The following is a 19,497-nucleotide window of genomic DNA, read 5'->3' on the forward strand; positions in this document are numbered from 1 at the left end:
CCGGGTCAACTGCCCAGTGCGCGGCTTATTGCCATAAATCCGGGCCCGGCCAGCACAATCAGCAGGGCGGGGAACAGAAACACCATCATGACCACCGACATTTTTGCCGAGAGTTTGGAAATGTATTCCTGCAGGCGGGTCAGGCGTCGGTCGTCGATCAGTTGCTTGAGCGTGAGCAGGGACTTCAATGCGCCACCGCCCTGATGAATCAGTTGATTGAGGATCACACAGGTGTCGCTCAGCTCGTCGACGTCCAGCAGGGCTGCGGTTTTTCTCAGTTCTTCGCCCAGTTCCAGGCCGGAATCAACGCGCATCAGCACCACGCGGATTTCCTCGGACAGCACCGGCAACAAGTCTTTGCCTTCGTTGCTGAGCACCCGAAGCGCCTGCTCGACCGCCATGCCGGACTCGAACAGGATGCGCAGCAACGGGATAAAGGTAGAGATTTCCACCACCACTTGTTTCTGACGGCGCCGAGCCACGCTCGCCAGAATCCGCTTGGGCAGCAGATAGCCGGCGCCCAGGGCAAAGATAGGCGCGATGAGCGGTTGCTGGACGCCTTTGAAAAACAGCATCTGGCCGAGGATGGCCACGACCATCAGGCCGACCGGAACGCCGACCTGGCAGGCTGCGAACAACGAGCGTTTACTGGCGCGCCGCCAGCCGATGCGGTTGAGCAATATCTGGGTTTCCGAATCCAGGCTGATGCTGCGTTGACCTATGCGGGTGTCACCGAGCAACCGCAACAGGCTGCCGATGCGGCTCTCGCGGATCACCTGGCCCCTCAAGCGTCTGGCCACCAGGCGTTCATTGCTACGTTGACGGGCTATGCCTGACAACAGCAAAAATGCGGCAGCGGCAAGCATCATGGCGGCGAATAACAGTTCCATCTCAAATGCTCCTCAACATGCGCCACAACACCACGCACCCCGTGACCTGCAGGGCGAAGGCCGCGCTCAGCATGATCTTGCCGCTTTCGTCATCCCACATATGCAGCAGATAGCTGGGATTCACCGCCAGAAAGTAACCAGCCATGCTGATCGGCAGCAGCGCCAGCACCACGGCAGTCATTCGGGTTTCGCCGGTCATGGCGCGCAATTGGCGACCGGCCTGTTCCCGATCACGAATCAGCTTGATCAGGTTTTCCATCAGCTCGCTGGCATTGCCGCCGTAGCGGTGATTGACCCGCAAGCCGATGGCGAACAGGTGAAACTCATCGCGCTCATACAGTTCGGCAAAGTCCCTTGCCGCATCCGGCAGGCTGACCCCCAGTTGTACGTTACGCTCGATCCGGCTCATGCCGTCCTTGAGCGGCTGGTCGGTGGCGTCGATGCCGTGCAGCACGGCGTCGGCCAGGGTTCTGCCGGACTTGAGGCTGCGCACGGTATGGTCGAGCAATTGCGGCAGTTGCTGGATCATGCGGCGCACGCGCACCTCATAGCGCCATGAAACGAACGCACGCAGTGTCAGAGGTACCGCCAGCAGCACGCTGAGCGCACCGACGACGCCGGCCGTTGCGTAGCCGATCAGTATCAGCAGCGCATACAGCGACAAGGCCAGGCCCATGCGTTTGGTCGGCTGTCCCAGCCCGGCGCGCAAAAAGGCCCGATCCAGGTAGCTCCAACCGGTCTTTTCAGCCACGGGCTGCACTTGTCCGGCCATCAGCCGCTGCCGGACCCGTTCACTGGCTCCCTGATTGAGCGCCAGGTAGAACATGCGAATGGACGCAATAAACAGCAGCAAGGAGATCAGGCCCAGTACCAGAGACGCACTCATGCCGACTCCTTGAGCATGTCAGTAGCCAGGCCGCAGCTTGTCGCCAGCGGCATGGGCCGCTTCGCGCATGAAGCCGACCCCGGTGCGGCGATCAACGCGAAACAGGGTATTGGTGACATAGATGTCATCGCGTATGCCGACCACTTCCACCACTTCACTGACACAGCGGCGCCCGTCAGGCAGACGCGTCAGCTGGATAATCACATCCAGTGCCGCGCAGACCATCTGGCGCAGGGTCTTTTCCGGGATCAGCCGCCCGGTCAGGCCCACCAGCGTTTCCAGACGCAGCAGGGCATCCTGTGCATTGTTGGCGTGCACGGTACTCATCGAGCCGTCGTGGCCGGTGTTCATCGCGGTCAATACGTCCAGCACTTCGACACCGCGAATCTCGCCGAGGATGATGCGGTCCGGGCGCATCCGCAGCGAGTTGCGGATCAGGTCGCTGGCGCGCACCTCGCCATGCCCTTCGGCGTTGGGCGGGCGGGTTTCCAGGCGCACCACATGCGGGTGGCTGAGCTGCAGCTCGGCGACGTCCTCGATGGTCACCAGACGCTGATGGCTGTCGATCAACTGGCTCAGCACGTTGAGCATGGTGGTCTTGCCCGTGCCGGTGCCGCCGCTGACCAGAATGTTGCAGCGTTTGCCAACGGCCTCCTGGAAGAACTCGAAAATCGACTGATCGATGGTCTGCATGGCCACCAGGTCGGCGCTCTTGAGCATGTCCTTGCGGAATTTCCGGATCGACAGGCAAGGGCCGTCCAGCGCAATGGGCGGAATGATGGCGTTGACCCGGCTGCCATCGGGCAGGCGTGCGTCGACCATCGGTGAAGACTCGTCCAGACGCCGCCCAAGGGGTGCCAGGATGCGTTGCATCACGCGCTCGACGTGGTGCGAATCGATAAAGCGCAGGTCGGTGTGGTGCAGCACGCCATCGCGCTCGACAAAGACCTTGCCTGGCCCGTTGACCAGAATTTCCGTCACCGAGGTGTCGCGCAGCAGCACTTCCAGCGGGCCGAAGCCGGTCAGTTCGTCGACCAGTTCTTCAGCGAGGCGCTCCATTTCGTAACGTGAGATGGCCAGCCGCAGTCGTGCGACGTATTCGGCCACCTTGTCGATGACGAACTGCGCCAGGGCCGGTCGTGAGCCTTCGAGCAGGCTTTTGCCGCTTTCTTCCATGCCGTCGATGATGTAACGGTGCAGCACCAGTTTCAGGCCTTGCCCGTCGTCAGGCTTGCCTTGCGTACGCGATGAGACGCCAAACAGTTTCTCCGCCATTACCGGTTCCCCCACAGTCGAGCGAGCCAGCCCTGATCGGCTTTCTCGCGAGCCTCGGTATGCCGTGCCAGATGCTCGCCAAGCCGCCGCAGCCCGGAGCACAGCGCGTCGCGTGACGCCAGTTCGAACAGTGTCACGCCCTGATTCTTGGCGTTCAGGCGCAACTCCGGCGCAAGCGGCAGTACCGCCAGCACCGGCAGGCCGAAGGTTTTGCTCACGGTTTCGGAATTGGGCGCGACCGAGCGCTGATAACGATCGACCAGCAGGCCGGCGTGCTGCATTTTCATGCCTTTTTCGCGCCAGTTGTTGAGTACCGTCAGGTTGCGTCGACAGCCCAGCACGCTCTGGTCGGTGTACCAGAGCAACTGATCGCAATGGCTGACCAGCGAGCGCAAGGCTTCGCTGTCGGGCTGACCTACCAGGTTCACCACCACATGCTGAAAATGCTGGCGCAGCGCGCTGAGCAGCATATAAAGCTCGGCGGCACTGGACTGTTCCAGATGATCGTCGGCTTCGCTGTAGGCCAGAATGCGCAGGCCGCTTTCGCTGGTGGTGAAAGCACTGTCGATCAGCGTTGCATCGAGCCTGCGCAAGTGGCGCAGGGCGTCACCGAAGCTGAAGGTCGATTCAAGACCGAGCATCAACAGGCTGTCGCCGCGTGGCAGGCCGAGGTCCAGCAGCAGCGTGCGCTGCCCGGTCTTGTGCACGACCATCGCCAGGTGCGTCGCGATCAAGGCCCCGTCGTCATCACTTTGTACGCCGTACAGCACCGACAGGCCGCTCATGTTCGGGTTGGGCGTCACGGCGGGCAGGCGCTTGCTCAGGCGTCTGACCAGACCGGCGACCTCACTGGAGCGAGAGCCATAGGCAACGAAGTCCCTGGCTCCGGCGCGCATGGCATTGAGCACCAGCTGGTTATCCATGCCATCGCCGAGCGCAACGATGGCCAGCATCGGTTTGGCTTCCAGCGCACTTTCGATCAGGGCGCTCTGGGTCATCAAATGCTCACGGTCGAGCCCGACGAACACCACGCTGGCGAACGTCACGTCCACCAGCGCGAGCAGGTCGTCGAGGCTGCCGGTACCGGCACTGACCACCTGGCCCAACGAACCCAGGGCACTTTGCAGCCACTCCAGATCGGTATTGTTACGGGTGATTGCCAGGAAGGTCTGGCTCAGGCTCTGGCTCATTTGGATAACCCGTCGCGGCGGTCGAAATCGCCGTTTTCCAGAAAATACAGGCGCGGGAAGCTCGGGTCGTAGGTGCGCAGAGCCTCACCTGGCAGCGACGGCAGCCGGGCGTTGGCGGCCAGTGGCTGGACCAGATGCGGGGTGACGATCATCAGCAGTTCGCGCTCGTCGCGCTGGATTTGCGAGCTGCGAAAAAATGCACCGAGAATCGGGATGTCGCCAAGACCGGGAAACTTGTCCACCGAACCGCTGTTGCTGGAACTGATCAGCCCGCTGACCACGAAGCTCTCGCCGTCGGCAAGCGCAATGCTGGTATCGGTACGGCGGATGTTGAGTGCTGGCACGGTGGTCCCGGCGATGGTGATACCGGCCGAGAAGTCCAGCTCGCTGACTTCCGGCGCGACCTTCAGCAGAATCCGATCCCGGCCCACGACAGTCGGGGTCAGGGTCAGGCGCACGCCAAACTCCTTGTACTCGATGGAGATACCGTTGCCTTCACCATTGGGCACCGGCACCGGGAATTCGCCGCCGGCCAGAAAGCTCGCGCTTTGCCCGTTGAGGGCGACCAGGCTGGGACGTGCCAGCGTGTAGGCGTAGCCGCTGTTTTCCATGGCGTTGATCATGCCCAGCACCTTGCTGCTGCCACCGCCCCAGACGATATTGAAATTGCTGTTGTTCAGCGGAATGCTCGGCGTTATGCCGCCCACAGCGCCAGGTGTGACGTTGACGCCCGGTACCGTGCCGGGCGCGCCGAACAGAAAGTTGCTCGAGCCCTTGCCGAAGATCGAGGTACTGGCTTCCTTGAGCTTGGTGCGGCTGACTTCGATAAAACGGATGTCGGTCTGCACCTGGCTGGGTAACTGCGCATCGGCAGACGGCGCGGTGACACTCTCGACCATGGCGGTCGTCGCCCGGCCACGCACGAAGACCATGCTCTGGCGCGGCGCGCTTGCACAGGCGGTCCAGACCATCAGGCTGGTCGTCCCCTGTGCGACGCCGGTCAACAGAAAACCGTCGGTGCCGTTGACATGCACATCGGCGATTTTCGGATCACCCACGGCGATGCGGGTGATGGGCACCGCAGAGCGCACCTCCTGTTGAATGCCCTGGTCAATTTCCACGGCCGCCGGCATCGCGGCAAGGCCGGCACAACTGCCCGAAGCGGCCCACGCGCCTGGCGCGCACAATGTTGCGATGACTAACGCCAGCAAACGGGGTTTTATAACTGGCACGGAACAACAGCTCATCAAATGCAATCCTTGCTCAATCAGGGAGTTTGTTGCGTGATCTGGTTACCGCGTATGACCTCGACAGCGCGAGACGTACGCGGGGTTGCGCCTGATATTGGCGCGCTGGCCGGCCCCAGGCTCAGTTGTCTGAAGCTGACCAGTTGGCGGTTGGCTGAATCGAGTCGCTCGGCAGCGTCAAGGCCGCCGGCTTCGTTGGCCCAGTAATCCTGCAGGTTGCCCTCGTCGGCGCTGCGCACGGCCAGACGCAGCACACCGGTTTGCGACGCCAGCATCAGGCGCGCCACCAGGGCTTGCGGCACCGCGACCGTGACGGTTCGCGCGTTGATCCGCTGCTGCTCCTGTTTGAGGCGTTCGTCAGCGTTGATGTCCTGCACCGGCTTGCCGTTGCGGTCCGGACCGAGCAGCGCGCCAACGCCGAGAATGCGCAGGGCAGGCACCACAACCTGGCTCGACCGATTCGGATTGCTCACGTCCTCAGGCAGGTAAAGCAGTACATCCACGTAGTCGCCGGGGCTGAGTTGCCCGGAGGCGCCCGTCACTTCATCGACCTGCAATGCCAGGGCCCGCTCATGTGGCCGAATCATCCGCGCCAGGGTGCCGCCTGTGTCGAAGCTGCTCTCGGTGAGCCAGCTCCCGGCGGTCAGCGTGCGCCAGCTGCTGCGCCCGACAATCTTGTCGATGGCTTCAAAGCTCCCGGGTGGCGCGACCTTGAGGCGCTCGATGGTCAGGTCATCGGCCGTGATTGCGGTGTAGGCAGGGATATCCCTGGCCAATACCACGACGTTGTGACGCAAAGCGTCCTCGACGGGAGGCGTCGGAGGCGTCTGGATCGCTGTTTCGGTGGTGACAGGTTCGCTGGGCGGAATGACAGCTGCAGGTGCCTCGGCTGGTTTGCTGACGGCGATCCCCAGATACGCGGCAATCAACGCCCCCAACAAAAACAGGACAGCAAGCACCAGGGTAATGCGACTGCTCATGGCAACTTTTCCCTTTGTCATCGCAGGACAACTTCAACACACGCGGTGCGGCAATTTCACCAGCAGGTAATAGAGGACAAGGTCAAATGTCCGTTATGTGAAGGTAGCTCATGGCAATCAAAGCGCCATTCTGCTTTGGTATAAAAATGCTTTCGGATGAATGGCATAGCCGTTTCTGCAGTTTGCGCAAAGGTCTGGGCAGACCTATCACTTTCCGGTTAATGCTTTGTTGAGATTGTGGGTTTTTTGATTGAGGGCAATGCTGATATTGCGAGGAGATATATGCGCAAGAAGGTTTATTGGCGCCACTGAAGGCGCAAGGAGAAATGAGATGTTCCTTACCCAGTTGTACGTCAGCATCTACACGCGTATTCAGTCTTTTTTCAAGGACAAGGAGGCGGCATCGGCGATCGAGTACGCAGTGATTGTAGCCATGGTGGCGCTGGTACTGTTTGCGTTCGTGACCCCCTTGGGGGACGCTATCAAAGGAAAATTCAATGATATTGTCACTGGATTGGGTGGTACTGCGGTAAGTTAGTTGATTAATATGCTTTGAGTTCATTCCTGTTGAGATAACCACATGGCTGTCCACCCCATCCGCCAACAACTGCTTCTGGTTGATGACGAAGAGGACGCAAACGAGGAATTGGCAGAACTGCTCGAAGGTGAGGGGTTCTGCTGTTTCACGGCGTCTTCCGTCAAGATGGCCTTGCACCAGTTGACCCTCCATCCGGATATCGCGCTGGTGATCACTGACCTGCGGATGCCGGAGGAAAGCGGCATCCAGTTGATTCGTCACCTGCGCGATCACACCTCACGTCAGCATTTGCCCGTTATCGTCACCTCCGGCCATGCCGACATGGATGACGTCAGCGACCTGCTGCGTTTGCACGTGCTTGACCTGTTTCGCAAGCCGATCTATCACGTCCGTTTGCTGGAAACCCTCAACAACCTGTTTCCCGAGCCGAAGGTTTTTCAGGTTCAGTGACGGCAGGCTCGCGCCCAGCAGCATGCTCACGCCGGAGTATGGGCACGAAGTCAAAGGCCTGTCGTTCCTCACGCTCCAGTGGGAATGCCTTTCGTAACGCTCTGCGACACCCGTCTGCGTTCACTCCACCACGCTGAATTCAACCCGCGCCGTCTGGCCGCTCTCGTCCAGCACGCTTAACTGATAACGCCCCGGTTTGCTCAGGGTGGGGGTGAAGTCTTGCCGGGTGTCGGTGTCTGACAGAGGTTTGCCATCGATAAACCACCAGCGATGGCCGCTGCCGCCGAGTGCCGAGAGCGTGAGGCGTAAAGCCTGACGACTGGCGGCAGGCAGGCGCAGGTTGTCGCCTTCGCGCACACCGACAATGCTCAGCGGGGGCGCCAGGTTCAGGTTCTGTGGCGGGCAATCCGGGTCAGCGGGTGGCAGGCGTGCATCACGCCGCTCTGCCTTGGGCAGCCAGGGCTCCAGAGGCGCAGGCCACAGCGCGATGTCCTGCGCTCGGGCGTCCGGGCAATTGGCCGCGACGCGCAACCCCCTGGCATTGATCCAGACGCGCTCCTGCAAACCCAACCCGAGCGGTTGGTCGGCCGCTTGCAGGGTGGGCGGCGCGGTGCCGTCCAGCGTCCAGGCGAAGCGTTGGCGCCGGCAATTGGGGTCGCTTTTGCTCATCGGTTGACCCAGCGGCCAGCAGATGGCAGCCACACCGACGTTCTGCGGCACGGGTTGCACCGGTGCGGCGATCCCGCGCTGGCTGTCGCGATTGACCAGCACATCGTGCACCTGAAGCATCAGCGGCGCCGCCGAAGCCAGCCCGAACTGCCCTGGCACCGGTGTGCCATCCGGCCGGCCGATCCAGACACCGACCAGGAAACGCGGCCCGACGCCAATCGCCCAGGCATCGCGGAAGCCATAGCTGGTGCCGGTTTTCCAGGCCAGCTGCGGGCGCTGTACCAGCTCGGCGCGCGGGTCGATGTCCGGTCGCGACTGACCACTGAGAATGCGGCGAATGATCCACGCAGCGCCCGGTGACATCATGCGCCGCTCGCGCAGTCGGTCCTGCGGTTGCAGTCGAACATCGGCACTGCGCCCGCCGCGCGCGAAGGCGCTGTAGCCTGTCACCAAGTCCTCTAACCGACTGCTCGCGCCACCAAGAATCAGTGCCAGGCTGGGCTCGGCCAGCGGCGGCAGGGTCAGGGGCACGCCGCCATTGCGCAGTTCGGCGGCGAAGCGCTTCGGCCCGTAGACCTCCAGCAATTGCACGGCAGGCAGGTTGAGGGACATCGACAGCGCCGAACTGGCTGCCACCGGTCCGCCGAAGCCGCTCGAAAAGTTGCCCGGTCGATAGTCGCCATAGCGCCGCGGCACATCCTGCATCAGCGATTCGGAGTGGATCAGCCCGGCGTCCATGGCCATGCCGTACAGGAACGGCTTGAGCGTCGAGCCCGGCGAACGCAAGGCGGTGACCATGTCCACATGGCCGAAACGCTTGGCGTCGTTGATGTCCACCGAGCCGACGTACGCGCGTACGGCCATGTTCTCAGCCTCGACCACCAGAATCGCTGCCGACGTTCGCTCCGGAAGGCGTGCGCGCCAGCCCATCAGCAGGTCCTCCATGCGTCGTTGCAGTGAGGCGTCCAGCGTGGTGCGGATCAGTGGCGGGCTGTTGGGTCGATTCAGGCGTCGGGCCAGCAGCGGCGCCAGGCTCGGCTCCTGTCGCGGCGCCAGCCATAAAGGCTCTTCCAGTGCTTCGTTCACGCTTGCTTGCGGCCACACCTGAAACTCGGCCAGACGTCTCAGCACCTTGTCGCGGGCCTGTTGCGCGCGCTGCGGGTGACGATCAGGACGCAGGCGGCTAGGCGCCTGTGGTAGCACCGCCAGCAATGCCGCCTCGGCGCGGGTCAGGTTTTGCGGCGACTTGCCCAGGTAGGCCCAACTGGCGGCTGCGGCCCCTTGCAGTGTGCCGCCGAACGGGGCGCGATTGAGGTACAGACTGAGGATCTGATCCTTGGACAGGTGCCACTCCAGCTGCAGCGTGCGCCACAGCTGGCGAAACTTGCCGGATAACGTACGTGAATGCGGATCGAGCAACCGCGCCACTTGCATCGACAGTGTGCTGCCGCCTGAGACTACACGGGCACCGCTGAGGTTTTGCCAGGTGGCGCGCAACAGCGCCAGCGGGTTGACCCCGGGATGGCTGTAGAACCAGCGGTCTTCGTAGGTCAGCAGGGCTTCGAGGTAGTAGGGCGAGACCTGCGCGTTGCTGACCGGATAGCGCCATACGCCATTGGCATCGGCGAAGCGCCACAGTGGTGTACCGTCCTCGGCCAGCACAACGCGAGCCAGATCGTCCCTGGGCAGTGGCAGCGGCCAGAGTCGGTCAGCCAGCCAGAGGAGGGCGATCAGCAGCATGATCGCGCCCGCCAGCCACTTGAACGTTCGCGGCAGGCGCAGAAGAAATTCAGGTTTCAACGCAAAGAGCCTTTATGATCCACGGAACCTGACACGCATTGCGACAGCCAAAGCGGACAGACCATTTTCTTCACGACCCCAATCAGGACGTACATATGCAGGTAGAAGGCTTTTTTGAATGGCTCGGGCAGGCCATCGGCGCGATCATTCGCTTCTTTGTCGACGGTCTGGCGTGGTTGTTCAACGGGTTTACCCATGCCGGGGGAAATTTTGTCGATGGCTTGTCTCGCACGCTGGGCATGGACACCTCGCTGATCAGCATCATCGCACTGGTCATCGGCCTGATGCTGCTGTACTCGGCGGTTCGCGCCTTCATGCGCGCTTCGATCATCCTTGGCATCATCTGGCTGGCGCTGGGCCTCTGGTTGCTGAGCTGGATCATTCATTGATGCGTTGAAGGCTAACCCGCCGCCATGGCGGGTGAACGGGGCGACGCCTTCGCGAGCAAGCTCGCTCCCACTGGATCTGCGGTGTGTCGGGGCAGTTGTGTATGGTGCCTCGATCGTTTCTGTGGCGCACATCTGAGACACTTTTTACTTTTGTAGGAGCGAACTTGTTCGCGAAGGCTCTGGTACGGGCGATACATCTTCAGCGGATGTACCGGCCCTTTCGCGAACAATGCGGATCGCCGCCCCGGTCGCTCCTACTGGAGCTGTGGTGTGTCGGGCCATTTGCGAGCGAGCTTGCCCTAACTGTCACGCCTTCCAGTCAGTAATCGATCATTTCCCCTTCACCACCATCTGCGCTGGCGCTTCGCCCAGGGCTTGCCAGTTCGGGCGGTACATGGATTCGACCTGCGGCGGCGGTACGCGGTAGGTGCCCGGGGTGACGGCTCGCGCCAGGTAGAGCAGGTGCACGGTGCTGCTGCCGTCGATGTCCAGGGCTGCCACGTAACGATCGCCGCGATATTCCTGATGCTTGATCCCGGCGTTTTCCATCGACTCACGGATGGTTTTCACCTCCTCGCTGGCGTCTTCCAGGCTCGCCGCGCTTTGCGCCAGGTTCTGGTTTTCCAGCTCCAGGCCCGCAGGCAGCAGGTCTACCACCAGCGCATCCGGCACGCGCTGTTTGGCACCGATCTCCAGGTGCACCAGCACCAGTTGCCCGGTTTTCAAGGCGCCAATGTTCAGTGGTGCGCCGCTCAGGTTCAGGTACTCGCGGCGAATGCTCAGGTTTTCGCCACCCGCCGCAGGCGCCTGGGTGGGATAACCGGAGACGGTCAGTTGCTGGTAAAGCGCTTCGCTGCTCTGGTTGTGTACCGAAAGCGGCGAGGCCAGCAGCGAACCGTCCAGCTTGAGGCCCGGCTGCCGGTTGCTCAGCTCGCGGGTTTGAGTGCCGCTGGCGATGCTGGCGGTCCAGTCCTTTTCCGCTTTGCCCAGCAGGTTGCGGCCAGCCATGAACAGTGAATTGCTTTCCTGCGTGGACAGGTAACGATTGGCGGCCACCTCATCGGCCAAGGCAAACAGGCGCTCATCACGCTTGTCTTTGCCGAGGTCGTTTTCTTCCCGCAATGCCAGTATCAGCGCCTGATCACGCAGCGAACTGCCGTAGTCAGCCAGCCATTCATTCTTGCGGCTGGCGGCCAGGCCCGCCAGCAGGGCCTGGTCGGCGCGGGGTTTGTCGCCCATTTTTTCCAGCGCGACTGCCAGTTGCACCAGCGGCAGGCCGGAGCGTGCGTCACTGCGGCGGTCGAACAGGCTGCGCAAGGCCGCGAGCGGTGCCTGCTGACTGCGTGACAGCACCTGCCCGGCATAGGCTTGCACAGCGAAGCGCGTATGTTCGGCGTTCTGGCTGTAATTGACCTGAATCTGGCCGGCATCCTGCAGATAACGCAGTAGGCGTTCACTGGCTTTCTTCAGCGCATCCGGCGGCACGGCAAAGCCCTGATCGCGGGCGCGCAGCAGAAAATCGGTGACATACGCCGTCAGCCAGTATTCCTCATCGCTGTCCGAGCCCCACAGGCCAAAACTGCCGTTGTAACGTTGCATGCCCAGCAGCCGCTCGATGCCAATCTCGACCTTGCGCTTGCGTTCGGCATCCGTTTCGCCGGTCAGGCCCAGGCGCTTGAGGGTTGCAGCATCGGCATACAGCGACGGGTACAGGCCACTGGCGGTCTGTTCCAGGCAGCCGTAGGGGTAGGCTTTCAATGCGCGAATCTGTTCGCCGAGGTTCAAGGGCGGACGGCTCGACAACGACAGCAGCGCCTCACGACCGGCCGGTTCGAACGCTTCCAGCGCGCCCTCCGGCAGGCTCCAGGGCTGATCATTGAGGGTGGCGCGGTAATGCTTGAGCATCGCCGGGTAGGCCGGGCGCACACCGACGGTCCATTCGCGGGTGAAGGCCGGCAGGTTTTCGCCCGGCAGTTCCAGACCTTCGACCAGTACCTTGATCTTGCCCTGACCCAGGCCGCCCTGCGCCAGCACCGGAATCTTCAGGGTGACGCGCTGGCCGTCCTTGAGCTGCAGGGGCTTGCTCTGCTCGCCGCCCGGAAGGCTCAACTGGCCCTCAGCGCTGATGTTCACGTCCAGCTTCTGTGCCTTGCCCGACAGGTTGGAGACGTCCAGCGCCACGCTGGTCTGGTCGCCGCCGGCAAGAAAGCGCGGCGTCGACAGTTCGGCGATGATCGGCGCGGCAACCACGGTTTTCGCCTCGGCCATACCATAGCGGTCTTCGGTCCAGGCTTGAGCCATGACGCGCAGCTCGCCGTTGAAGTCCGGGATATCGACGCTGACTTCACCTTCACCGGCGTCATTGAGCGTCACCGGCGCACTTTGCAGCGCCACGATGGTGACGCTGGTGTCCGGACGTTTGCCGCCCTTCGCCAGTGCATCGCCACCGAACGCCATGCTTGCCAGGCGCCCCTGACCGGCTTCGATCAACTGACCGTAGATGTCCAATTGGTCTGCTCCGTACTGCTTGCGGCCAAACAGACTGGCAAACGGATCGGGCGTCGCGTAGCTGGTGATGTTGAGGATGCCGACGTCCACCGCCGACACCAGTACATGGACTTGTTTGGGTACGCTGCCGTCAGCATTTTTGGCGGCGACCTTGAGGGTCAGCGGTTGTCTGGGGCGCATTTTCTCCGGCGCGGTGAGCGTCAGCGCCAGCTTGCGCTGCGCCCGGTCCAGCGGCAGGTGCAGCACACCCACGGCGCGCTTGGGTGTGACATTGGCCTTGCGTTCACCGGGGCGTATCACCAGAGCGGTGACGTACAGGTCGTGGCGCGCCCATTTTTTGTCCAGCGGGATGTCATACGATTTGCCTTCGGCAGGCACGTCGATTTCCTGCCACCACAGCGGGCCTTCACTGGACTCGATCAGCAGATAACCCTTGCCCGCAGCCGGAGGAGTGACAGTGACTTTAGCGGTGTCGCCATCGTTGTAGGCCGGCTTGTCCAGCGCCAGCTTGACCTGATCCGGTCTGACCGCGCCGCCGTCAGTGTTGTCCTGCCAGCGATAACCGGCCCAGAAGCGCAGGCTGCTGACCATTCCGGTGGACGGGTCTTCCACCTCGACACGGTAAGGACCCCATTCGACCGGGAAGCTGACCCTGGCGGTGGCGTCCTTGGTGATGCTGACGGTCTCTTCGTTGAGGTTGAGGAATTTCTCATTGAAGTGGTAACTCCAGCCGTCGTCGGCCGAGTAGTTCCAGTAGTAATCGCGACGCTCGCGGATCAGCCGGACTTTCACGTTGTCAGCCGCCAGCTTGTTGCCCGCCGCGTCGGCCATGACGATTTCAAAATCGGCCGGGCCGTCGCCATTGGTCTGCGCTTCGCCCTTGGCTTCGTCGTCGTAGTCGTCATTGCCTGCGCTGCTGCCGAACAGGGCACGCACGCCGGGCAGCTGTTCGGCCGGCCAGATGGGCTGCACCAGACGACGGGTGATCGGCCGCCCGCCGGACTCTTGCAGGCTGGCTTGCAGAATCAGTTGCAGCGGCGATTTGGCCTGCGCCCACTCGCTCTGTACGGCGAGCGTTGAATGACCTTCGGCATCGAGGGTGACGGGTTCAAGCTCCAGATCATGCTTGAGGTCTTCCTCGGTGATCGAGCCGAACTGATAGCCCGGCAGCTTCGGCACCGCCTCGCGCAGCGGGCGGACATAGACCTGGCCGGTCAGCGTATTGCCCGAAGCCGGGGCGCCGTACAGGTAGCGGCCAGTGATATCGAATTGCGGGTTGTCAGCAGGCGCCACCGGCGTGTTGCTGCCCTTGAGCTCCAGCGCCAGACGCTCAGGCAGGAAGTCCTCGACCTTGAACTCGTAGAGCTGCGGTTTGCCGTCGCCCAGGTCGAACACCAGTTGCCAGCGTCCGGTGGGGGCCTCGTCGGCAAGCGGCAATTGATACTGGTAGAAACCGTTGCTGTCGGCTTCCCAGACGAATTTGCGGCTGACCTGATCATCGGGACGGCGCACTTCGACGGTGATGGGCTGCGGCTTGACGGTGTTGCCGTCGCTGTCGCGCAGCAGGCCGTTGAGCAGCACGGTTTCGCCGGGGCGATACAGGTCGCGCGGGCCGAAGATGAAGAATTGCAGGGGGTGAGCCTGCGGGCCGGAGATATCGAATTCGGCCAGGTCCAGCGCCGAGCTGTTGAGGCGCAGCATGCTGGTCTGTTCGTCCTTGTGCGCCAGTACCACGGCAGCCTTGGCCGGCAATGGCAGTTGCGCGTGGCCGTCGCTGTCGGTCTTGCCCTGGGCGACGACCTTGCCGTTGTCGTCATACACATCGACGCTGATATCACTCAGCGCCTTGCCACCCTCGAGCGCTTGCGTGAAGACGTCCAGACGGTTGCTGTAACGGTGCACCGACAGGCCGATGTCACTGAGCGTCAACAGGGTGGCTGGCTGCGAGTAGCTGTAGGTGCCCGAGGCGCGCATCACCGCCAGATAAACGCCTGGCTGTTGCAGGGGCTTGATACCGGCAATCGGCAGCAACAGGGTTTCGCGGGTGTTGCGCGCGGGCTTGAGGTCGAAGCGGCCGCTGTAGATCAGATCGGCCATGGGCAGCAGTTCTTCGGAACTGTAGCTGGACAGGCTCGACGCGCCGTCCCACTGGGCGAGGAAGTTCGGCATCGAATCGGGTTTGATGCGGAAGAACTCGACATCCACCTTGTCGACGTTCAGCGCGATCACCGGCAGGCCCTCGGCCAGACGGGTCGGCAGCAGGCTGCCACGGCTGGCGAAACCGACAGAGGGCTGCAGGTCGCGGGTTTCCAGGCGGCTGATGTATTCGGCGGCGAGTTTGGCCTTGTTGACGGCCAGCAACCCGGCATCGACGGTCAGGACCAGTTTGCGCTGCGGCTCCAGGTGGCGCAGGCGCAATTCCATGAGGTTGTCCGAGAGCTCCCAGGCACCGTCGACCTTGCCGCTCTTGCCGTCCACCAGGTGAAGTTTTTCGTCGAATTTCTGCTCGGGGTCGAGCGGTACCGAGAAGCTTACCGACAGCGTGCTTGCGCCGTCGACCTGGATTTCCGACACGTCGATGACCGTCAGTTCACGGCCTGCGTAGCGCTTGCTCAGCGCGGCGAGGTCGACTGCGGGTTTGGGCTTTGTGTCGGTGACCGTTGCCTGGGTCGTGGGGGCCGTGGCGGGCGCGGGTTTATCTGTGGACGAAGAATCACAGGCGCTCAGCAGCGCAAGCGCGCAAGCCAGAAACAATCCTTTGTTTAGCATGGGGGCACTCATCGGCAACGGTAGAGAGGGGGCGACTATATAACAGTCGTGATGACAAGTATTACTGTCAGATTGACCAGTAAGGTCATCTATCGAACGGACTGACTATCGTGCCTATGCTCCGCGTTGGCATGCAGTGGGTGACGCAGAGCGTCACGAAATGCATTCCCAGGCTGGAGCGTGCGCAACGATAACGCCGCAGCTTTCGAGGCATGAGTACCCTTTCCGGACGTATCGAAACGCTGGGACACCCCGCGTTTGATCTGGCTACAATGCCCGCCTTGCCGGGAGTTCTCATGTCTACGTTGCTCACTGACTGGCGTCATCGCTCAACCCATCGTCGTGTCTGGGCGCTGGCGACGCCGATGATTCTGTCGAATATTTCCGTTCCGCTGGTGGCGCTGGTCGACAGTGCGGTGATCGGTCATTTGCCCCACGCCCATCAGCTGGGCGCCGTGGCGGTGGGCGCGACGCTGTATACCTTTCTCGCCTGGGCCATGGGCTTTCTGCGCATGGGCACCACCGGGTTTGCCGCGCAGGCGGCAGGGCGCAGTGACAGCGCTGCGTTGCGGCGGATTCTGTTGCAGGGGCTGCTGCTGGCTGTCGGGCTGGCGTTGTTGCTGGGTGTGATCGCCTTGCCGTTCAGCCATCTGGCGCTGACGATGATGCAGCCGTCTGCCGATCTGCAGCAAATGACCCTGGATTTCTTCCATACCCGACTGTTCGGCCTGCCTGCGGCGCTGGCCAGTTATGCGCTGGTCGGCTGGTTTCTGGGTGCACAGAACGCTCGGGCGCCACTGGCGATTCTGCTGGTGACCAATGCCGTCAACATCGTGCTCAATCTGTGGTTCGTCATGGGGCTGGACTGGGGCGTGGTCGGCTCGGCGCGTGCTTCGGTACTCGCGGAGTGGACCGGCGTGGTGCTCGGTCTGCTGCTGGCACGCAACACCTTGCGCGCCTGGCCGGGCCGGATTGTCTGGTCGGCCTTGCGGCTGTGGAGCAACTGGCGGCCCTTGCTGGCCGTCAACCGGGACATCTTTCTGCGCACGCTGGCGCTGCAATCGGTGATGTTCCTGATCACCGTGCAGGGCGCTCGCCTGGGGGATGCGACGGTTGCCGCCAATGCCTTGCTGCTCAATGGCCTGCTGTTGACTGCCCATGCCCTGGATGGGCTGGCGCATGCGGTCGAAGCGCTGTGCGGGCATGCCATCGGCGCGCGGGACCGGGATACGTTGCGCCGCTCTCTGGTGGTCGCTGGGGGCTGGTCACTGATTTCCAGCGTAGTGTTTGCGCTGTTCTTTCTGGTGGCTGGGCAGGGCTTCGTCAGCCTGCAGACCGATATACCGGAAGTGCGCGCCACCGCGATGATGTATCTGCCGTATCTGGCGCTGATGCCATTGTTGGCCGTGTGGAGCTACCTGCTGGACGGCCTGTTCATCGGTGCCACCCGTGCGCGGGAAATGCGTAACGCGATGCTGTTCAGCGCAGCGGGCATCGCGCCATTGGCTTATCTGGCTTCCAGCCACGGCAACCACGCCCTATGGCTGACGTTCCTGGCTTTTACCCTGTTGCGCGGCCTGAGCCTGGGGACCATTGCCTGGCGGCTGACACGCAGGGACGGCTGGTTCGTTCACTGAGCCTTTGGCCCGGTTGCGTTCTTTTCGGATGCCGTTTGCGGCGTGTGCCTGACGAACATGTCCACCTCGTCGACCACTGGGGCCAGACCGCTCAGTAATCTGGCGAATGCGCCGACCAGCGTGCCGTGATTGGTGCGTGAGAAATACAGGTCGCGCACCGGCACGCCGGCTTCACGCAACGCCCTGGCCAGGCCGCCGGTGTTGCGCTTGGGGTTGACCAGCGAGTCGGTGTGCGAGGCCATCAGCAGTGCCGGTGGCGCGCCGGACGTGACGTGGTTGATGGGTTGCGAATCCAGCGGGGAATTGGGGAAGAAGAACACTGGCTTCACGTCCGGGTTCTCGATGGGCAGGAAGTCATAAGGCCCGGCCAGCCCGATCCAGCCGCTGAGGATGGAGGGCGACAAGCCTTCGCGCGCCAGCCAGCGCGGGTCGAGCGCGAGCATTGCGGCGTTGTAGGCCCCGGCGCTGTGGCCCATCACGTACAGGCGGCTCGGGTCGCCCCCGTAGGTGTTTGCATGTTTGTGTGCCCAGGCCAGGGCCTTGGCCGAGTCTTCCAGAAAGCTTGGGTAACGTACCTGTGGATACAGTCTGTAGTCGGCGATAATCACCACCATGCCTCGTGCGGCCAGCGCTTCGCCGACGAACGCGTAATCAGCCTTCGAACCGCTGTTCCAGCTGCCGCCGTAGAAAAACACTACGACCGGTGCCTTGGCCGGTTTCGCCTTGGGCGTGTAGACATCCAGCGTATTACGTGGATCCGGCCCGTACGCCAGGTTGTAGACATGATCGACAGGGCCGCTTGGGTTCAACGTATTGAGCAGCTTCAAAGGCGAGCAACCGGACAGCGCTGCCAGTACGGCACCGGTCATCAGTGTCAGGAAAATCACTCGGATCATAGCGGAGGGGCTCTGGAAGGTAAGTCGGATATGCCTGAGACCGTCACGCTTCGTCCCAGTGCCGCACAGTTGCTGCTACGTCATTCACTGCTGCGCGGATCACTCGATGGGCTGGCAAAGCTGACGCGCGGGCTGCTCAACGTGAGGCCACTGTCGTCGATCTGTACCGTGCTCGCTCCGGCATCGACTGTCAGTGTGCTGCCTTCAGCCAGTTCCAGGCGGGTCCCGTCCGCCAGTTGCAGTCGTCGGTCTGGCCCGGTGATCACCTGCCAGTCGAGGTGCATCTCAACGTTATCGGCACGTGCTTGATCATTCCTGCGACCATCTTTGTCTGCCAGCGCTGACAAACAGCCGGTAATCTGCGGCGGGCGGGTATCGTCTGCGCAAAAGCTCACAATCACTGCCATGCCACCCCGACATTCGATGTCCAGCCCCGCAGCCAGATGCAGCCAACAGCCGGCGTCGGGGCCCTCGGGGCGTTGCCACTCCCATTCGAGGCGAACATGCACCCGGCCTGACGCATCGGTCCTGGCCGGTTCGCCGTCGCGCCCGCTGATCCAGCCACGCTGCAGTGGCGCAATGGCGGGGCGCGGTGCCGGGACAGGTGTTTTGAATCCGGCTTCCCGGTGGATGGCACCAAAGACCAACTCGTGGCGGCGACGGGAGTGGACGAAATGGTAGTGAATGCCTTCTTCTGCACACAGCCGCTGGACCAGTTGCAGGTCGGATTCCTGGTACTGCACGCAGCTTTCGCGCTCGCTGCATTGCGTCTGCGGGGCAAAGCGGAAGCAGTGCTGCAAACCATGTTCTTCCAGCACCTGGGCGATGATCCGCGTGGCGGTCATGTGCTGAAAGATACGTGAGTGGTGGCGTAGCCCGAGGCAGGCCAGTCGAGGTCCCATCAGCAGCGTGTAGCAGGCCGGGCCGGGGTGGTAATGCTTGCGGGTCGCGCCGTGAATCTGACCGTGAAAGCCTTGCCCATGAAATCCGGGCTCGCTACCGCAGCTCAGCCAGGCAGGTTTGTACATCAGGCTGGTCAGGTCCAGATCGAAGCCGTCGCCGAGGATTTCCAGCTCGATGGCATACGGCTGGCTGATCGCTTCGGTTGCGCTGAACGATACGACGCTGAAACGGCGCTGCAGGCGGGCAATCTCCAGATGAAGGAATGGCGCGCTGGCGGGGTCGGGCATGGAGGGCTTCTCTACCGGGAATGCGACCGCGGATTCTCGCGCAGAAGCCGGGCAGGGTAGAGGTCTGCAGGTAGAACAGGACGTTGCCTACAGCAAGTGTTGGCGGGGGATTACATCGAGTGGGGGCTGTATGAGTGCGGAGCATGGGGGGCGGTGGTTACGGGCACCTCTCGTTCCTCACGC

Annotated in this window: 14 protein-coding genes; 4 read left to right on the forward strand and 10 right to left on the reverse strand. The window is 62.5% G+C overall.

What is annotated here, in order from left to right; genetic code table 11:
• Positions 1 to 5: 5 nt before the first annotated feature.
• From KBY02_RS00830 to cpaB, 6 genes are read right to left on the reverse strand one after another with little or no spacing between them, the layout of a single operon-like run.
• Positions 6 to 890 (reverse strand): type II secretion system F family protein, encoded by an 885-nt coding sequence (locus tag KBY02_RS00830; protein ID WP_024660776.1) that lies wholly within the window; start codon positions 888 to 890, stop codon positions 6 to 8.
• A gap of 1 nt (position 891) precedes the next feature.
• Positions 892 to 1,776 (reverse strand): type II secretion system F family protein, encoded by an 885-nt coding sequence (locus KBY02_RS00835; protein ID WP_032654259.1) that lies wholly within the window; start codon positions 1,774 to 1,776, stop codon positions 892 to 894.
• Between the two features lie 18 nt (positions 1,777 to 1,794).
• Entirely contained in the window at positions 1,795 to 3,051 is a 1,257-nt protein-coding gene (locus KBY02_RS00840; RefSeq protein ID WP_003399726.1) for a CpaF family protein, read from the reverse strand.
• A complete protein-coding gene (locus KBY02_RS00845) occupies positions 3,051 to 4,241 on the reverse strand; it encodes an AAA family ATPase (protein WP_096103831.1) in 1,191 nt (396 codons plus the stop codon). Before KBY02_RS00845 ends, KBY02_RS00840 begins: the two co-directional genes overlap by 1 nt.
• Positions 4,238 to 5,488, reverse strand: coding sequence for a type II and III secretion system protein family protein (locus KBY02_RS00850; RefSeq protein WP_011269002.1), 1,251 nt, complete (start codon positions 5,486 to 5,488; stop codon positions 4,238 to 4,240). Before KBY02_RS00850 ends, KBY02_RS00845 begins: the two co-directional genes overlap by 4 nt.
• A 20-nt stretch (positions 5,489 to 5,508) precedes the next feature.
• Positions 5,509 to 6,468: a Flp pilus assembly protein CpaB gene (gene cpaB / locus KBY02_RS00855; RefSeq protein ID WP_003399732.1), complete on the reverse strand. Its 960-nt coding sequence runs from the start codon at positions 6,466 to 6,468 to the stop codon at positions 5,509 to 5,511.
• Positions 6,469 to 6,799: 331 nt separating this feature from the next.
• Between cpaB and KBY02_RS00860 the strand changes: the two genes are divergently transcribed.
• A complete protein-coding gene (locus tag KBY02_RS00860) occupies positions 6,800 to 7,006 on the forward strand; it encodes a Flp family type IVb pilin (RefSeq protein ID WP_116866069.1) in 207 nt (68 codons plus the stop codon).
• A gap of 42 nt (positions 7,007 to 7,048) precedes the next feature.
• Entirely contained in the window at positions 7,049 to 7,456 is a 408-nt protein-coding gene (locus KBY02_RS00865) for a response regulator (protein WP_003340978.1), read from the forward strand.
• Between the two features lie 120 nt (positions 7,457 to 7,576).
• Here the strand turns inward: KBY02_RS00865 and pbpC are convergent, their stop codons facing one another.
• Complete coding sequence (gene pbpC, locus KBY02_RS00870; RefSeq protein WP_225649706.1) at positions 7,577 to 9,925, reverse strand: peptidoglycan glycosyltransferase PbpC; 2,349 nt, start codon at positions 9,923 to 9,925, stop codon at positions 7,577 to 7,579.
• 95 nt (positions 9,926 to 10,020) lie between these two features.
• Between pbpC and KBY02_RS00875 the strand changes: the two genes are divergently transcribed.
• Positions 10,021 to 10,314 carry a hypothetical protein gene (locus tag KBY02_RS00875; protein ID WP_003307908.1) on the forward strand — a complete coding sequence of 98 codons (294 nt, stop codon included), beginning with the start codon at positions 10,021 to 10,023 and terminating at the stop codon, positions 10,312 to 10,314.
• 330 nt (positions 10,315 to 10,644) lie between these two features.
• On the opposite strand, the gene KBY02_RS00880 is transcribed toward KBY02_RS00875, so the two are convergent.
• Entirely contained in the window at positions 10,645 to 15,591 is a 4,947-nt protein-coding gene (locus KBY02_RS00880) for an alpha-2-macroglobulin family protein (protein ID WP_225649707.1), read from the reverse strand.
• Between the two features lie 296 nt (positions 15,592 to 15,887).
• On the opposite strand from KBY02_RS00880, the gene KBY02_RS00885 reads away from it, so the two are divergent.
• Positions 15,888 to 17,228, forward strand: coding sequence for an MATE family efflux transporter (locus tag KBY02_RS00885; protein WP_024639768.1), 1,341 nt, complete (start codon positions 15,888 to 15,890; stop codon positions 17,226 to 17,228).
• On the opposite strand, the gene KBY02_RS00890 is transcribed toward KBY02_RS00885, so the two are convergent.
• Entirely contained in the window at positions 17,222 to 18,124 is a 903-nt protein-coding gene (locus tag KBY02_RS00890) for an alpha/beta hydrolase (RefSeq protein WP_032654243.1), read from the reverse strand. The two genes, KBY02_RS00885 and KBY02_RS00890, sit on opposite strands and share 7 nt — an antisense overlap.
• A gap of 80 nt (positions 18,125 to 18,204) precedes the next feature.
• On the reverse strand, positions 18,205 to 19,314 hold the full coding sequence (locus KBY02_RS00895) for a contractile injection system protein, VgrG/Pvc8 family (protein WP_096103829.1): 1,110 nt from the start codon (positions 19,312 to 19,314) through the stop codon (positions 18,205 to 18,207).
• Between the last annotated feature and the right edge of the window lie 183 nt (positions 19,315 to 19,497).

Source organism: Pseudomonas sp. P129, from assembly GCF_020312195.1.
GTDB classification, from domain to species: Bacteria; Pseudomonadota; Gammaproteobacteria; order Pseudomonadales; family Pseudomonadaceae; genus Aquipseudomonas; species Aquipseudomonas fragariae.

What these genes read in the sequence shown, in the direction of transcription:
- KBY02_RS00865 (WP_003340978.1), top strand. Translation starts at nt 7,049, where the DNA reads ATGGCTGTCCACCCCATCCGCCAACAACTGCTTCTGGTTGATGACGAA.
- KBY02_RS00890 (WP_032654243.1), bottom strand. Translation starts at nt 18,124, where the DNA reads ATGATCCGAGTGATTTTCCTGACACTGATGACCGGTGCCGTACTGGCA.
- KBY02_RS00850 (WP_011269002.1), bottom strand. Translation starts at nt 5,488, where the DNA reads ATGAGCTGTTGTTCCGTGCCAGTTATAAAACCCCGTTTGCTGGCGTTA.
- KBY02_RS00895 (WP_096103829.1), bottom strand. Translation starts at nt 19,314, where the DNA reads ATGCCCGACCCCGCCAGCGCGCCATTCCTTCATCTGGAGATTGCCCGC.
- KBY02_RS00845 (WP_096103831.1), bottom strand. Translation starts at nt 4,241, where the DNA reads ATGAGCCAGAGCCTGAGCCAGACCTTCCTGGCAATCACCCGTAACAAT.
- KBY02_RS00835 (WP_032654259.1), bottom strand. Translation starts at nt 1,776, where the DNA reads ATGAGTGCGTCTCTGGTACTGGGCCTGATCTCCTTGCTGCTGTTTATT.
- KBY02_RS00860 (WP_116866069.1), top strand. Translation starts at nt 6,800, where the DNA reads ATGTTCCTTACCCAGTTGTACGTCAGCATCTACACGCGTATTCAGTCT.
- KBY02_RS00885 (WP_024639768.1), top strand. Translation starts at nt 15,888, where the DNA reads ATGTCTACGTTGCTCACTGACTGGCGTCATCGCTCAACCCATCGTCGT.
- cpaB (WP_003399732.1), bottom strand. Translation starts at nt 6,468, where the DNA reads ATGAGCAGTCGCATTACCCTGGTGCTTGCTGTCCTGTTTTTGTTGGGG.
- KBY02_RS00880 (WP_225649707.1), bottom strand. Translation starts at nt 15,591, where the DNA reads ATGCTAAACAAAGGATTGTTTCTGGCTTGCGCGCTTGCGCTGCTGAGC.
- KBY02_RS00830 (WP_024660776.1), bottom strand. Translation starts at nt 890, where the DNA reads ATGGAACTGTTATTCGCCGCCATGATGCTTGCCGCTGCCGCATTTTTG.
- KBY02_RS00875 (WP_003307908.1), top strand. Translation starts at nt 10,021, where the DNA reads ATGCAGGTAGAAGGCTTTTTTGAATGGCTCGGGCAGGCCATCGGCGCG.
- KBY02_RS00840 (WP_003399726.1), bottom strand. Translation starts at nt 3,051, where the DNA reads ATGGCGGAGAAACTGTTTGGCGTCTCATCGCGTACGCAAGGCAAGCCT.